General features: G+C 61.2%; 11 protein-coding genes. 1 reads left to right on the top strand and 10 read right to left on the bottom strand.

The window, feature by feature from the left end; all coding sequences use genetic code 11:
- Window positions 1–6 precede the first annotated feature (6 nt).
- The 10 genes from ACYQ3M_RS04345 to ACYQ3M_RS04300 form a co-directional block, all read right to left on the bottom strand.
- Window positions 7–966, bottom strand: a complete 960-nt coding sequence (locus tag ACYQ3M_RS04345; protein WP_460034830.1) for a hypothetical protein — start codon at window positions 964–966, stop codon at window positions 7–9.
- The gene (locus ACYQ3M_RS04340; RefSeq protein WP_460034829.1) at window positions 963–3,344 is read right to left on the bottom strand and encodes a DUF3438 family protein; all 2,382 of its coding nucleotides are present in this window, start codon (window positions 3,342–3,344) and stop codon (window positions 963–965) included. Before ACYQ3M_RS04340 ends, ACYQ3M_RS04345 begins: the two co-directional genes overlap by 4 nt.
- A 5-nt stretch (window positions 3,345–3,349) precedes the next feature.
- Window positions 3,350–3,940 (bottom strand): hypothetical protein, encoded by a 591-nt coding sequence (locus ACYQ3M_RS04335; protein WP_460034828.1) that lies wholly within the window; start codon window positions 3,938–3,940, stop codon window positions 3,350–3,352.
- Complete coding sequence (locus ACYQ3M_RS04330) at window positions 3,937–5,148, bottom strand: type II secretion system F family protein (protein WP_460034827.1); 1,212 nt, start codon at window positions 5,146–5,148, stop codon at window positions 3,937–3,939. Before ACYQ3M_RS04330 ends, ACYQ3M_RS04335 begins: the two co-directional genes overlap by 4 nt.
- A 3-nt stretch (window positions 5,149–5,151) precedes the next feature.
- Window positions 5,152–6,957 (bottom strand): ATPase, T2SS/T4P/T4SS family, encoded by a 1,806-nt coding sequence (locus ACYQ3M_RS04325; RefSeq protein WP_460034826.1) that lies wholly within the window; start codon window positions 6,955–6,957, stop codon window positions 5,152–5,154.
- Window positions 6,933–7,562 carry a hypothetical protein gene (locus tag ACYQ3M_RS04320; protein WP_460034825.1) on the bottom strand — a complete coding sequence of 210 codons (630 nt, stop codon included), beginning with the start codon at window positions 7,560–7,562 and terminating at the stop codon, window positions 6,933–6,935. The genes ACYQ3M_RS04325 and ACYQ3M_RS04320 overlap by 25 nt, the downstream gene beginning before the upstream one ends.
- Window positions 7,546–8,991, bottom strand: coding sequence for a hypothetical protein (locus tag ACYQ3M_RS04315; protein ID WP_460034824.1), 1,446 nt, complete (start codon window positions 8,989–8,991; stop codon window positions 7,546–7,548). Before ACYQ3M_RS04315 ends, ACYQ3M_RS04320 begins: the two co-directional genes overlap by 17 nt.
- A 25-nt stretch (window positions 8,992–9,016) precedes the next feature.
- Window positions 9,017–10,189 carry a hypothetical protein gene (locus ACYQ3M_RS04310; RefSeq protein WP_460034823.1) on the bottom strand — a complete coding sequence of 391 codons (1,173 nt, stop codon included), beginning with the start codon at window positions 10,187–10,189 and terminating at the stop codon, window positions 9,017–9,019.
- On the bottom strand, window positions 10,177–10,950 hold the full coding sequence (locus tag ACYQ3M_RS04305; protein ID WP_460034822.1) for a prepilin-type N-terminal cleavage/methylation domain-containing protein: 774 nt from the start codon (window positions 10,948–10,950) through the stop codon (window positions 10,177–10,179). Before ACYQ3M_RS04305 ends, ACYQ3M_RS04310 begins: the two co-directional genes overlap by 13 nt.
- Window positions 10,951–11,017: 67 nt before the next feature.
- On the bottom strand, window positions 11,018–11,842 hold the full coding sequence (locus ACYQ3M_RS04300) for a hypothetical protein (RefSeq protein WP_460034821.1): 825 nt from the start codon (window positions 11,840–11,842) through the stop codon (window positions 11,018–11,020).
- A 344-nt stretch (window positions 11,843–12,186) separates the two neighbouring features.
- On the opposite strand from ACYQ3M_RS04300, the gene ACYQ3M_RS04295 reads away from it, so the two are divergent.
- Entirely contained in the window at window positions 12,187–14,178 is a 1,992-nt protein-coding gene (locus ACYQ3M_RS04295; protein WP_460034820.1) for a tetratricopeptide repeat protein, read from the top strand.
- Window positions 14,179–14,197: the final 19 nt, after the last annotated feature.

Genomic DNA, 14,197 nt, shown 5'->3' with positions numbered 1-14,197 from the left:
CCCCCTTCAAAACCGATATTCCAGCGCGAGGTTGCCTCCCAAAGAACGCCAGCTGGCCTCCTCTAGGCGCGTCTTAATCCAGGCGCCCTCTCCAAACACCGTGCGGTCTTGACCTGGATCCGACTGCCAGCGTTCAAAGTCAAAACTTAAACGCAACGCGAGTTGTTCTAAAATCCGATAGCTCCCGCCAGCACGCACGACTACGCCAGAACCATCGGCGTTTTGTCGGATCGCGCGGTCCTCGCCTTTCCAATCGCTATCGGCGCGATAATTGGCAAAATGATATTCGCCCTGGCCAAATACGCCCCATTTTTGCCCTTCGACGCCCAAACGCAGCCCTAGCCAGGGGCCGTACCACTCGGCGCGATAACGGTAGTGCCCGCCAGCGTTTTGGAAGTCCTGGGCGTGCAGGTTCTGCTTGCGGTAGGCGTAACCGGCCAAGGGTTCAAGATAAGGGCGAATCGGCCAAGCGGTCGGGGAAAAACGGTAACCCAAGCCGCCGCTTACCTCGAACACATGCCCATCGTCGGCGTCCCCGGCGACCGGCAAAGACCCAGGAGCATTCGACCGGCCCAATCGACCTGCCAAGACCCAGGTATAGGCCAAGCTTCCCTGAAAGCTCAGCCGGATCGGCGTAGTCAAATGCATATCGCCCCCTAAGCGCAGGCTGTCCAAATCGCGCCACTTTTCCTGAGTACGAACCCCGGCGCCCAGGTTGCTGCGCCAGTTAAGCCGATCGCCGCGATACCCCAAGCCGAGCGCATAGGTGAAAGTGTACGGTTGCAAAGCCTTCGGCCGTTCTTCGGGCGCAGAGGCGGATGAACGCAGCACCGTCAAATGCAGCGTAGGGGATTGTTCGGCGCCCGAGGCCGTGACGGGCAGCGGCCTGAGTACCGTCAAGTGCAATGGGGGTGCGTCGGCCAAAGCGAGCATAGGTAGGGAACACAACCAAAGCGCGCGTCTCATCGCCCAAGCGCCTCTTTAAAGCTACCGGCCGAAAGCAGATACAGATACGTTTCTTCATCCGGCGCAAGCTGAGGTTTCTCCACCGTAGCCGCCAACCACTCGCCCTTGAGATCTTGAGCGACGAAGGTCACTTCTTTGCGGCTGCGGTTGACAAGCCTAAGCGCGGTCACCGTGATGCCGCCGCGCTGCCAGCTGGCCAACGGCGTCGCCTCAAGGTGTGGGGTCAAAAACACCGGCCGGCTCGGCGGAGCAGGGAGCGCTTTGATCTTCAGGTCCCGATCTGACGGCGACTCGCCATGGACCACTTGCGCCGCGTAACGAGTCAATTCCAAATAAAGCCGCTCGGTAGCATCCGGCAGCAGTTCGCGCTCCTCGCGGGCAGGTGGCCGCCAATATCCGTCCTTGCGGTTGTAACGGTCGAACGCGTCCTGCCCGGGATACGTTTTATACGGTTCCTGCAGCTCATAGCCGCGGTGGGTGCCGTAGGGATTCTTATAAACGTTGAGATTACGGTTGCGCTGGTCCAAGCCGGGATGAACGCTCTGCTCGCGCAGCTCGCGCTCACTAACGGCTTGAGATTCCTGCGGCGCCCGGATCACGAACGGCCGGATTACGATGACCAGTTCGGTGCGCTTGCGCCTTTGCACTTCGTCGCGAAACAGCCGCCCCAACAGCGGAATGTCTCCGAGCACCGGAACCTTCTCCTCGCGATCTTCTGCGCTTTCGTTGATCAGGCCGCCGATGGCCACTTCTTGGCCGTCTTGGGCGATCACCGATCCCGTGTAAGTGCGCGTCTGAACGGTATCGACCGGCACCACCTCTTGGCCAAACTGGGCGGCGGTTTGTGCCCTGGGCACCGGAATACGGCCGCAATTAGGGCAAGGAAGGGCCTGCTCGACCACCAGGCGGATGCTGACACTGCCATCGGCGTTGATGGTGGGCGTCAGAAGCAAGGTATCGCCGATGTTGCGCGTTTCCACCTGAGGATCGAACTGACATACGCCGGCCGTGGTCGTGATTACCTGAGCCGTGGTCGTGGTACAGGTCACGTTGATGTCGGTGGTGATCGGGCGCTCCTCGCCAATGAAAATCCGGCTGACCTCCTGATTGCTGGTGAACAGCATCGGCGTGGCGACCTGGGTGACGCGCCCTTCTTTCTCCATCAGCTGCAGCCGGGCACGGAAGTTTTCCGTTACCAGCGTCGCAAGCAACGCCGGATTTCCCAGCGACGGCGCCGTCGTGGCCAAACTGTTGAGGATCGCCGGCCCCAGCTTGGTCGCCACATCGACGGTCTCGGCCGTGCCGTCGGGATTTTCTCTAACCCCTTGGGTAATGACCTTGTCGGGGGTGGTGGCAAAGGCGACGTTACCCTTGGAGACGCCGACTTTGTTGTCTTTGATCGCAAACTCGAACACCGAATCGTAACCGTCGGACAGGTCGATCTGAAACATCTTGACCTCAAGCAACAAGGTCGCCATATCGGTGTCGATGCGGGCGATCAACTCCTGGATCTGCTCGAGGGCGTCGGTGTCGCGGGTGCGTACGATCAGGCGGTTCTGCCGGCGAATATAAGTCAGATAAATCGGCGCCAGGCGACGGGTGGCCTCGGTGACGACCTCCTTTTCTTTGAGTTCGCCGGTGAGCCTCTCCGTGCCTGCCATCTCTTCGCGCATTTCTTCCGGCTTGACTTGGGTTTCGCCCCCGGCCTGGGGTTGTCCCAGGCCGGGGCCGAACCCTCCGGGAAACCCAAAGCCGAACCCCCCGCCAAAGCCGCCAAATCCTCCCCCACCAAAACCACCAAAGCCGCCAAATCCTCTCCCACCAAAGCCGCCAAACCTGCCACCGCCTATACCTATCCCCTGCCCAAGTCGGCTTTGGGCATCGATGATGTTGAAACGGGCAAAACGCTGGGCCAGATCAAATAAAATCTGAAAATCCTGCTGCGAATTGCGGTCGAAGATCACGCGCTTGCCGTAGAGGCCGGTAATTGCGGTCACCGCATCGAGCACGTTCATTTCGTGCTTTAAAGTAAACACCTTGATCTGCTCGCGGGTGTATTCCACCTGTCCCAAGCGGAACTCATCCACCGTGTACACCCGAACGATGCCCGAATCCGGATCGCGCCGATACCAAAGGTTGTAGGTTTTGGCCATGGCCTCGAGCACGTCCAAGGGAGCGACGTTGCGTAGGTACATCGTGATAGGGATGCGCGCCGCCTTTTCGGAAGCGACCACGTTCAATCCGGACTCTTCAGTTAGAATGCGCAGCGCGTCGCCGACGGTGATGCTGCGAAAGTCCAACTGGGCGATCCTCCTGTCGGCGGCCAAGCCGGCCACGGTCAGCAGCAGCAAACTTACTAACGCCAGCCACTTGCCCATGGCGCTCACTGGAGTGTCAGCGGCAGGTTGTGAGGGAAGACGATCACTTTCACGGCGTGCTGGTTGACCTCCCGCACTTGGATCGTGATCGGCTGACCCTTACTGAGAAAGCTCAGCGTGTCGCTCGTTCGCACCAGAAAGTCCTGACCGTCGATGCGCAGCAAAGCCACGGGGTCACGCCCCAGGTACTCCACTTTGGCCGCCAAGGCGATCTGCGGCATGGGGGGAAGGACTTCGCCGGAGCCGGAGCTCGCCGCCCCACCTCGGAGCAAGGCGCGGAATTGGCGCTGAAACTCAAGATCGGCTTGGGTGGGATCGGGAATCTCGACATTGGCCTGCCAGGCAGCCGCAGCTTCCGTTTGGCCCATGGACTGAGCCGCGCTCGCCTGCCCAGCGGGCGCGGCGTTATCCCGCCCTTTGAGGGCCTGGGTCAGAAGTTGCTTTTTTTGTTCGTATTTTTGCAAAGCCGCCTCCACGTTATCTTTTGCTTTCTGCGTTTCCTGTTCCAGTTTCTCTGCCGGGGTTTTGCCAACCTGCAGCAAATCTTCCTGGGCAAGCGCCGCTCCCCAAGCCAGCCAGAGCGCCAACCACCTCACCCCTTGCCTCCTGCGGAAAACATGGCCACCAAAAAAGCCGCATAAACAAACCCCACAATGCCTCCCACGACGATGGTCACCACCGGCTCCATGATCGCGGCCATGGTGCGGATCCGACGGGCGAGCAGGCTTTCATGAAAATCGGTCATCTCCGCCAAGATTTGCTCTAAGGTTCCTGAACTTTCTCCCACCACCAGCATGCGATACAAAAGCGGCGGAAAACCGAATCTTTCTCCGATCGGCTTGGAGAGCGCCTCCCCTCGCAGCACCTGAGAGCGGGCCGCAAACACCCGCTCAGCAAGATAAGTGTTAAACAGCACCCCCCCCACCGTCTCCAGCCCTTCCGCGATAGGAACGCCGCTGCGAAGCATGGTGTAAAGGCCGCGGCAAAAGTCCACCGTGCCCCCGAGCTGGGCGATGGGGCCGAAGACTGGCAGCTTCAAAATCGCATAATCCATCCAGTAACGAGTCACCGGCCAGCGGCGCAGCAAGGCGATTACCACGCCGACGACGGCCAACCCGAGCAAAATGCCCGGCCCATTGGTTTCGATCCAGTCGGAGGTGTCGATCAGCGCCTGGGTGATCGGCGGAAGCTTGCGCCCCAGGATGGCCAGAAATTTCTTGATCTCCGGCACCACCTTGACGAGCATGAACACCGCCACGCCAATGGCAAAAACGATCACAAAGCTTGGATAGGCCAGAGCTGAAAGCACCTGGCGCTTGAAGTTGCGCCGCGCCTCCAACTCTTTGGAGGCGTGCTCCAACACAAAATCCAAATTGCCGGTTTGCTCCCCCACCCGCACCATGGCCAAGATCAGGCGGTCAAACACTCGATGCTCCGACAAGGCATCCATCAAGCTGTCGCCTTCGTTGATCCGGCTCGCCACCTGCCGCCACACTTTGCGCACCGCGTATCTGGCGTGATCGGCGGTGATCTTGAGCGCCTCCAGCAACGGCAAGCCGCTTCTAAGCATGACCGCAAGCTGGTGAAAATCGCGCTCGACGTCATAAAGGCGCATTGGGCGATATTCTAAAGGATTCCAAGGCAGGCCCTCGCGTCCTTGACCCGGCCTGACTTCGGCCACTTGCAAAACGAGCAGGCGGTTGTCGCGCAGCCTCGCAACCACCTGCTGCGGGGACTCGGCGGTTAACACCCCAGTCTGCTGGCGGCCGGCAAGGTCGCGGGCAAGATAGCGATACTGCGGCATGAGTTACCAGGACAGGGCGATGCGCAACACCTCAGTGACCGAGGTTTGGCCGGCAAGGAGCTTATCGACGGCATCGTCCATCAGCAGGGGAATTTTCTGCTCGCGCATCCATGCGACGAGTTCGGCTTCCTTGGCTCCCTCAGCGATGCGCCGCGCCTGTTCCTCGCCGATTTCCAGCAGCTCGTATACCCCTGTCCGTCCGAGATAACCCACCCCGCCGCAATAGATGCACCCTACGCCTTCGTATACGGTGCTGCCTGCAAGCTCCACGCGCCCCAGCGCCAGCGCCTCGCGTTCGGTCAAACGGCGGGGGAAGCGGCAATGAGGGCACAACCTGCGCACCAGGCGCTGGGCGATGGCCAAACGCAGGCTCGCCCCGACCAGAAACGGCGCGACCCCCATATCGATCAGGCGGGTGATGCTGCCTGCGGCGGAGTTGGTATGCAGGGTCGAAAACACTAAATGCCCCGTCAACGCCGCCTTGATGGCGGTGTCGGCGGTTTCAAGGTCGCGGATCTCGCCGATCATGATCGCGTCCGGGTCGTGGCGCAAAATGCTGCGCAGGGCTTTCGCAAAGCTGACCTTGTCGGCGGCGTCGACCTCCGCCTGCGCCACCCCGGAAATCTCGTACTCGATCGGGTCTTCGACGGTGATCACGTTCAGGTTCCTGCGGTTGAGCAGGGCGCGGATGCAGGCATACAAAGTGGTGGTTTTGCCCGAGCCGGTCGGGCCAGTCAGGATCATTGTCCCCTGGTTGCGCTGCAAGAACCGCTCGACCGCCAACCGGTGGCGTTCGGACAAACCCAGTTTGTCCAAGGTCAAGGAGTCAGTATCCAAGGCCAGAAGCCGCAAGGTCATCCGCTCGCCGTACTTGGTCGGCAGCGTGGCGACGCGAAAATCGATCGGGCGGGCGTGGCTGGCGAAACTCTTAGTGAAGCTCCCGTCTTGCGGCGCGCGTTTTTCCGCGATGTCCATGCCGGCGAGCACCTTGAGCCGCCCGATCAGTTCGCTGTGGACGGCAGCCGGCAGCACGGCGTAGGTCTCCAACTGCCCATCCACGCGCAGGCGCACCTTGACCCCTTCGGGAGTGGGATCCAGGTGAATGTCGGAAGCCCGCTTCAAGTACGCCGCATAGAGAATCTCGTCCGCCAACGCCACTGCATCCGCATCGAGATTCTGCAACGGCTGCGTCGGGCTGCGCCCAGGCACGTCGCGGCCATCGCCGAACACCCGCCGCACCACCCGCTCTAAGGCTTCGGCATCGGTGGCCCAGGTGACGACCGGCGCTTTGAACATTTTCTCCATCACCCGCACCGTCGAGCGGCAATCGGGTTCGGCGCAGGCGACGTGGATAACGCCATCGAGGCGCGCAAACGGCAGGACCTTGCGGCGCATCGCCAAAGACGAGGGAATCTTGAGCACGCAGTCGGGGTCGATGCGCACGTGCTCGATATCCAGAGTGTGGGATTGCGGCTCGAAGGCGTGCGGTTTCAAAAATCGCACGCCAAGCCGAAAGCCCCCGTCCGTTTCGGCGCGCACCCAACAGATCAACGCGCGTCGGGTGACCGGCGGCTCGCTCATGCGCACTGTCAACACCGCGCCCACTTCCAAGGCTTCCGCTTGCACCCAAACCTGCAAGCCCGCGCCCTCCTCCGACAAATCGAGCAAGCGTCCTTTAAGCTCGCCAAAACCCGCCTCCAGGGCAATCGCCACGCTTGTGCCCCCGCTGGGTTGTCTGGAGGACTTGCGGCGCTCGGAAACGGCCGGAATCGTACTTGCCATGCTCAAATCCATACGGTCAAAGTCCATAACATCCTCGGGTCGGAATCGTCAGGCGGCGGTTTCATGGTCAAAGAAACCACCAAAATGACTCGCGGGTCGCGCGCGAGCGCCTCGAGCGCCCGGTACACATCGGCGTATCGGCCCAAAAACTCAAGCTGCCAGGCGCGCGCCGGCAGTTTGTCCCCCAGCCCGCCCTGGGTCAGAAGCTGCCTGAACTCCGACACCGCCGCCGTCGCCCGTTCCAAGGTCTGGGCAGCTTCGCGCTCGGCGAGGAGCTCTAGCTGGTGGGCGCCGAGCAGTTGGTGCAAGTGCTCGATGAGGCGGTTGAAGTCCGCTTCGCCCTGCACGGGATCCAAACCACCCACCACCTGGGCCACTTCTTGGACAAAGCGCTGTTTTTTCGCCTCCCGCGCCGCCAAGTCCGCGTCCAGTCTTTCCATGCGTTGCGCCAGAGCCGCAAGCGCCTCTTGGCTGATGCCTTTCTCGACCAAGCCGCGCCACTTTTCCTCAGCTTTGCGCGTGTTCTCCTCCAAAAACCCTTTGGCAAAGGTGAAATACGCCACGCAGATCGCCAGGGCCGGCAAGATGCGGCGCAAAAACTGCTGGCGCGCCGCCTCATCGGACCACGCCATCGCGCATCCCCCCTAAGCTCAAATCCCCCAGCTCGATCTTAAACCGCCAAGGACCGCGGTTTTCTCCCCCCGGGTTTTCCTGCAAGCTCGCCTTGGCCGGCGGGTTCACTTTTATCCCTAAGGGCCTGAGCGCCTCCTCCAACGCGCCGGCGTACGCGTTGGGGGCGCTGAAATCCACGCTCACCCCACCGACCGCCCAGGTTGGCGCGCCTATCTCCAGCTCGGTGATCACGATTTGCGGCGAGCGGGCCAACGCCAAGGCCGCCAACAGGCGCGCCGGGCGCCGGCGCAGTTTTTCCACGACCCCCGCCAGGCTCCCGCTCTGTTCCAGCAAGGCCAAGGTCTTGTCGGCGGCGGCGAGCCTCTCGTTCCGAGCCTTGATTCCCTGGTTGTACTCGTCCATCTGTTTCTGGATCGCTTCGAGCTGCTGAATTTGGCTTTCGTAGTCGCGCTTGAGATACGTCTGCCAACCGGCGTGCAAAGCGACGATCATAAGCCCCGCAACCCCGGAGGCCACCAGATACACGATTTCTTTCTCAACCCGCGCGGTGGCCTGAACCAAAGGCAGGGCGTAGTTCTCACGCTGGGCGAGCACCTTGGCCCACGCACCCAACCAACGCGTCAAGCCTTCCGCCGAGCCAAGATCCAGGGATGGTTCTTCCGCATTCGGAGTCAGCTTATGGTCGGCGCGCAGCGTTTCCCCCCAAAACACCGAGCCCGGATGATCCGCCAGCCATTCCGCAAGCTCGCGTTCGGCCGCGCGCGTCAGGCCTTCGGTCGGGATCACCAGCACCTCCTGCGGCTCGCCGCGGCGGCGCACCGCCAGGCAAATCACCACTTCCGGCCAATATTCCACGCGCCGCCAAGGCGGCTCGACCGCCTGCGTCAAGGGCAGCGGTATGCCGCCTGGATGCAGCACCGCCGCCAGCTTCGCCCCCTTGCCGCGCACTTCTTTCTCTAGGCGCTCGAACAAGCGCTGCGGCAGCAGGCTCGCCCAATAGCTCCGCATCTCCTCATCCGGCGAGGTGGTCAGCACATACCCGAGCTGGCGGTTGACCACCGAAGCTCCGGTCAGAGCTTCGATCTCAAAGCACAAGGCCTGGGTCAAGGCCGCCGCGCCCACGCCGTGCACCTGCGCCGCCGGCAGCGCCAGGGAGTGGGTCTCCAGCCCCTCGTACAACAGCCACAGCCGCCGGCCCGGGGGACGGGCGCGGAAGGCGTGCTCGACCACCTCGAGCAGATCGTCCGCCCCCTCGCACAACTTCTCGACCGCCTCGATCTCGCCTAAAGCCTCGCCCTGGGAGTTCGCATCCAGGCGAAAGCTTTGGGTGCGGGTGACGTACAGCAAGGTGTGGGCAGACCGCCGGCCCCACGGCCAGCGGGGGCGAACTGCGCTGGGGAGCTTGGCGAGGAGGGGGGTTATTTCCATTCAACAGGCATTTTTCGTTATTGTGTTACCAATCTATGACGGGAATGGTGCTGCCTGGGCGCATGTCGATGGCTACTGGCAATTTTCCCGCCGGGTAGATGGTTACAGTGGTATCCAAGATGCCAGCATCGCATTCCACGACAACTGCATAGTTCTGACCTGCAGGTATCGGCGTGTTGAAATTCCATGTCACAGTCATTCCGGTCACAACATCCAGACTGACTGAGGTGACGGGGCTAAAGGATACGATGTTGTTGTCCAGGCTGCTGTCGTTGTCGACCTTGCGGGTGTAAATTCGCAGGCATAAGCGGTGAGGATTGGTGTCTGCGTCGCCTGATAGGAAATGCATGCTGAGGCTGAAAGGCGCGGAGATCGTCCACGAGTTCAGGGGAATTTTTAATTTACAGTCTTCTTCATAATCTGCATCCTGGCCACAAGTGCCGGCAGGTCCGGCCAGAGCATCGGCGCCATGACTGAGAATTGTCATGCTGACTCCATCGAAAGGTGCGTAGTACCACCCATAATTCGTCGTATCTGCACTGCTGTCGCAGTCTTGGATGCCGTCGTTGTCGCAATCTCGTGTTCCACCGAAACCGTCCCTAAGTGTGTCTGGATGATCTGCAGAGCCGGATGTTGCGAGATAGGGTCCACGCCAGCCAACACCCATATGAATTGAGACCATTCCAATGAATGTAACGGCATCTCCCCATCGCATGGCGGTGGTGGTCGGTTCCACCATTAGCGCCCTCAAATTCGGTGGCAACGTTCCCATATCCAAAGCATACGCCCGGATGCCCTTGCTCCAGTCGCCGTCGCCCACAATCGCCTGGCGAAATTCCTCCAACAGCCGCACCGTCTTCTCATACCGCGCCTGCTCCTGAATCCCGCTCACCGAGCGGATCGCCACCGAAGTCAGAATCGTCAGCACCAGCAGGCTGACCACCAGCTCCAGCAGGGTCAGGCCGGTTTGATTGCCGAAGGCGCTACGGCAAAACGCCCCCCTCTTCCGCTGCTTCCCGCACGAAGGAGGATCGGTTTGGGATGCATTTATTGCCATCCCGTCTTTTCCTTTACGCCGGGGCCGACGGCACCCGGGGATGGGGAATGCATTGGATAAACGCAGCGCATCCGGCCTACGCAGAATGGATGAGAGGAGGAGATAAGGCAGAATTTTCGTGCCGGCGGTCATTGTGCGCATTTCAAATTCCCGTTGGCGTCCCGTCGTTCTCGTTCGCTTGGCGAGGCTGGCAAGTAAGGGTTCGGAATGCGCAAAAACAACACCCGGTCGTCGCCGCGGCCGGAGGCGTCGGCGTCGCTGATCTGGGTTTGCAATACGCCGTCGGGTCCGGCGGACACCAGGCGGGCGCACCATTCGCCGTCATTGCCGCCAGAATGTCCGGGGCAGTCTAAAGAACCGTTGGGCACTTGCAAGACGATAGGCCGTCTCGTCGGAAACTGATCAAAGATGTAAAAATCGTCTGGTTGCTGGCTGTGCTTAAAATGGACCTTGGCGTTGGCGCCGGTATCGTCGTCAAAACCCAAAGCGCTCATTTCGCTCGGATCAGGGAGTTTGCCTCCGCCGTTTTGCAAATACGGCCCGCGCCAGCCGAGGGCCAGGTTGGGATGGAAACCGGTCAAATTCTTCGGATACAGGGAAACGGTTCCTAGGCTGGAAACATGCGTCGTGGTGTTGAACAGAAAATGCAGGTGATAGTGCAGATTGCCGCTGCCGTCTTGCCAGGCGGGATAGTGGTTTTGCATGTCGCTGTAATACCCCGGCCCCGCGCCCGACCCCATGATCGCCTCCTTCACCGCCGCCAGCGTCGCGTCGGTGGCCTGGCAGGCGGCCTGACCGACCGTTCCCTGGGTGAAGGGCAGCACCACCCCCGCGAGCGCCACCAGAATCAGCAGCACCACGGTCAGCTCCAGGAGGGTGAAGCCGGAGTGTCTTCTTTTCATGGCCGGTTTTAGGCGGCAGAAAGGCGGGCGCCAAAGCGCCCGCCCGTCAGGTCAGACAAGAACGCGATCAGTTGTTCTTGTCGCCGATGTTCTCCCAAGTGTGCGCCTGGGTATGCGCCAGACCGAACAGATGATTCGGCATCATCAGCATCGCCGAGCCGACGAGTTTGGCCGGTTCGGTATGGTCGGAACAACCGGAGGCGTTGCTCTTGTCCACCTTGAACACCGCCACGAAGCGGTTGTACTTTTCTTCCGGCCCCATGCCGCCGGTGGCCGCAAAATGCAGCGGCGCATCGGACATCACCTTGTTGACCATCTCGCTTTCCGGCCCGACGCCGAAGACGACGTAGTCGTAGCAGGTGGTGTCAAATTCGGTGTATTTGGCCGAATTGTTGTAGAACGCATACGCCAGATGGCGGGCGGCGCTTGAAAACTCAGGCCCTTTAGTCACTACCGCCAGCGGAACTGTCGAAGTCTTGGTAATCGTCTGCAGCGAGCTGACCGCATCGAAGGTGGCGCTGCCGTTGGCTGCGCCATTCTTCATATCCCACACTTGGTTGATGCCGGCCATCGTCAGGGACATGTTTCTAATCATGCCTGGGGAAGCCACCACATCAACCAAACCCGTATTCATCAAATCGCTGTAGGCAGTGTTACCAGGTTGGACCAAAGTATGGAACCCGTCGGGATATTCCAGATACTTGGCCTGGAACAGGTTGATGGCGTTGTTGAGCTCCCACAGGTTGTCGTTTCCCGTCGAGTCGTGCGTCCGTTGCAGGTACCCCTGCGCGTAGGGCAGGATCAACCCCGACAGGCCGATGAGGATCAACAAGACCACGGTCAGTTCGAGCAAAGTCAAACCGGCCTGGCGCTTGCGCGATGGAATTGGCATAGCTTGCGGATACATCATGGTTTTTCTCCTATAATTGCAGTTGATCCAAGTTTTTCAGCCGCTTTGGGCCGCCCAAAGCGGCTCCCCTTTTTCGCTTCCGTGTGCTTTCCTCGATTCCCTCCGCGCGTCTCTTTTTGCACGCCTCGTGCCAACCGCAAAAACGGCGGTTTTCCAAAAAGCGGGCAAAGTGTGACGCGCTTCACACTGCGGCATTTGCCACAATGTGTAGGAAAAGCCACAGTTTCTTGCCGGGAACGCGAACGCAAAGCGCAAAATCCGCCCCCCGCATCTGGCACCTTATTTGCCAGCTCAACAATCTGCGTTGGCGAAAAGAGGTTGGAAGCGTGCGCTTTTACGGGTTGTGGATTTTCACTTTCGCTCTGGCGCTTTTGGCGTACCTGCCCGGGATCACGGGCGGCTTTCTGTTTGACGACACGAGCAACTTGACCCTCAACGAGGCGCTCAAGACCGCCCGCCCCACCTGGGAGTCGCTGTGGCAGGTGATGCGCTCGGGCGATGCCGGCCCCTTAAAGCGCCCTTTAAGCATGGCGAGCTTTGCCGTCAACGTGTGGCTGGCAGGGATGAATCCGGTTTTCTTCAAGCTCACCAACATTTTCATCCACCTGGTCAACGGCTGGCTGCTGTATTGCCTGACACGGCAATTGCTGGCGGCCTTGCGCGAGGCCCAGGGCGCCCCGCCAAGCCCAGCGCGGGCGCGTTGGATCGCGCTGGCGGTGACGGCGCTGTGGCTGCTTGCCCCGTTGCAGCTGACTTCGGTGCTCTACACCGTCCAGCGCATGACCAGCCTGGCGGCGACCTTCGCCTTGCTCGGGATGCTCGGTTACACAACGGGGCGGCGGCGCTGGCTCAAAACCAGCGACGGGGCAGGCGGCGCGGCGATTTTAGCGGGCGTCTTTTGCACCGCGCCTGCGGCGCTGGCCAAGGAAAACGGTCTGCTGTTGCCGGTGTTTTTGTTCTTGATCGAGTGGTTGATCTTCGGTTTTCGCGCCGCCTCCAAGCCAGCCCAGACCTGGCTCAAGCTTGGTCATGCCCTCGGCGTCGGCCTGCCGGTGGCGGGCGCGGCGATCTGGCAGCTTGGCTTGCGCTTTTCAGAGCTAGTCGGCGGCTACGCGCTGCGCGATTTCACGCTCGCCGAACGGGTGCTGACCGAGCCGCGGATTTTATGGTGGTACGTGCGCTGGCTGCTTGTTCCCGACATCCGCGAGATGGGGCTGTTCCACGACGACATCCCCCTCTCGCGGGGGCTGTGGGACCCTCCCACTACCGCGCTCGCCATCCTGGAGTGGATCCTGGTCGTCGGGCTTGCGCTTTGGCTCGGGGCGCGCCGAAAGGCGGCGGTGTTCGCCTTCGGGGTGCTGTTCTTCCTCGCCGGCCACAGCCTGGAATCGACCGTCTTTCCGCTGGAAATCGTCCACGAACACCGCAACTACCTGCCGTCGTGGGGGATATTTCTGATCCTAGGTTACTACCTGCTGCATCCCGAGTTCGGCCAGGTCCTCGCCAGACTGCGCGGCCAGATCCCTGAACAGGAATCCTGGCTTGGGCTGCGGGTCTTGGTTCTGGCCGGGTTCGGCGCGCTTTCGGCGGCCGCCACCTGGGCTAGGGCGCTTTCCTGGTCGGACCAGCGGACGCTGGTGATAGCCGAGGCGACCCACCATCCCAAGTCGGCGCGCGCGAGTTTCAGCGCCGCGCGGGTGATGATCGAGCTGTCGGAACGCTACGGCCGCAACAGCGAAGAAGCCAAAGAGCTGCGGGAGCTTGCCCGGACGCTCTACCGCCACGCCAACCGCTTCGACGATTACTATCTGGTGGGTCGCTTCGGCCTGTTGACCTTGGACGCCCTCGACGGCAAGCCGGTCGATACAGGGTTGCTGGAAGAGCTCCAGGCTAGGCTGCGCACAGGTCCGGTGGCCGCCAACCAGGTCTTTACTTTGACCCGACTGCTCGAGGACCAACTCAAAGATCGCTGGAACCTGCCGGCTGAGGCGCTGCTTGCGGCGGTGGACGCGCTTCTGGAAAACCCGCGCCTAACCGGAAGCTGGCGCAAGGATCTGCTGATTGCCGCCCTGCCGGTGGCTTTCCGCCATCAGGCCTACGCGCAGGCGGTGCGCTACGCCCGCGAGCAGGTGGCGCTGGACGAAAACGACCCGGCCTTCCGCCTGAACCTAGCCCAGGCGCTGTTTTTGGTCGGCGATCGGGACGGGGCGGCCAAGCAAATGGAGGAAGCCGAGCGCTTAGATCCCCAGGGCCGACTCGGCAAAATGCGCCAGGTCATCGCCGAGCACATGGCCCAAAGCCTGCGGGAACGACGCTAGATCTTCGAACCGATTTTGA

The organism is Methylothermus subterraneus, assembly GCF_054656915.1.
This window is presented reverse-complemented; position numbering and strand designations above follow the sequence as displayed.

What these genes read in the sequence shown, in the direction of transcription:
- ACYQ3M_RS04330 (WP_460034827.1), bottom strand. Translation starts at nt 5,148, where the DNA reads ATGCCGCAGTATCGCTATCTTGCCCGCGACCTTGCCGGCCGCCAGCAG.
- ACYQ3M_RS04310 (WP_460034823.1), bottom strand. Translation starts at nt 10,189, where the DNA reads ATGCGCACAATGACCGCCGGCACGAAAATTCTGCCTTATCTCCTCCTC.
- ACYQ3M_RS04315 (WP_460034824.1), bottom strand. Translation starts at nt 8,991, where the DNA reads ATGGAAATAACCCCCCTCCTCGCCAAGCTCCCCAGCGCAGTTCGCCCC.
- ACYQ3M_RS04325 (WP_460034826.1), bottom strand. Translation starts at nt 6,957, where the DNA reads ATGGACTTTGACCGTATGGATTTGAGCATGGCAAGTACGATTCCGGCC.
- ACYQ3M_RS04345 (WP_460034830.1), bottom strand. Translation starts at nt 966, where the DNA reads ATGAGACGCGCGCTTTGGTTGTGTTCCCTACCTATGCTCGCTTTGGCC.
- ACYQ3M_RS04305 (WP_460034822.1), bottom strand. Translation starts at nt 10,950, where the DNA reads ATGAAAAGAAGACACTCCGGCTTCACCCTCCTGGAGCTGACCGTGGTG.
- ACYQ3M_RS04340 (WP_460034829.1), bottom strand. Translation starts at nt 3,344, where the DNA reads ATGGGCAAGTGGCTGGCGTTAGTAAGTTTGCTGCTGCTGACCGTGGCC.
- ACYQ3M_RS04320 (WP_460034825.1), bottom strand. Translation starts at nt 7,562, where the DNA reads ATGGCGTGGTCCGATGAGGCGGCGCGCCAGCAGTTTTTGCGCCGCATC.
- ACYQ3M_RS04300 (WP_460034821.1), bottom strand. Translation starts at nt 11,842, where the DNA reads ATGCCAATTCCATCGCGCAAGCGCCAGGCCGGTTTGACTTTGCTCGAA.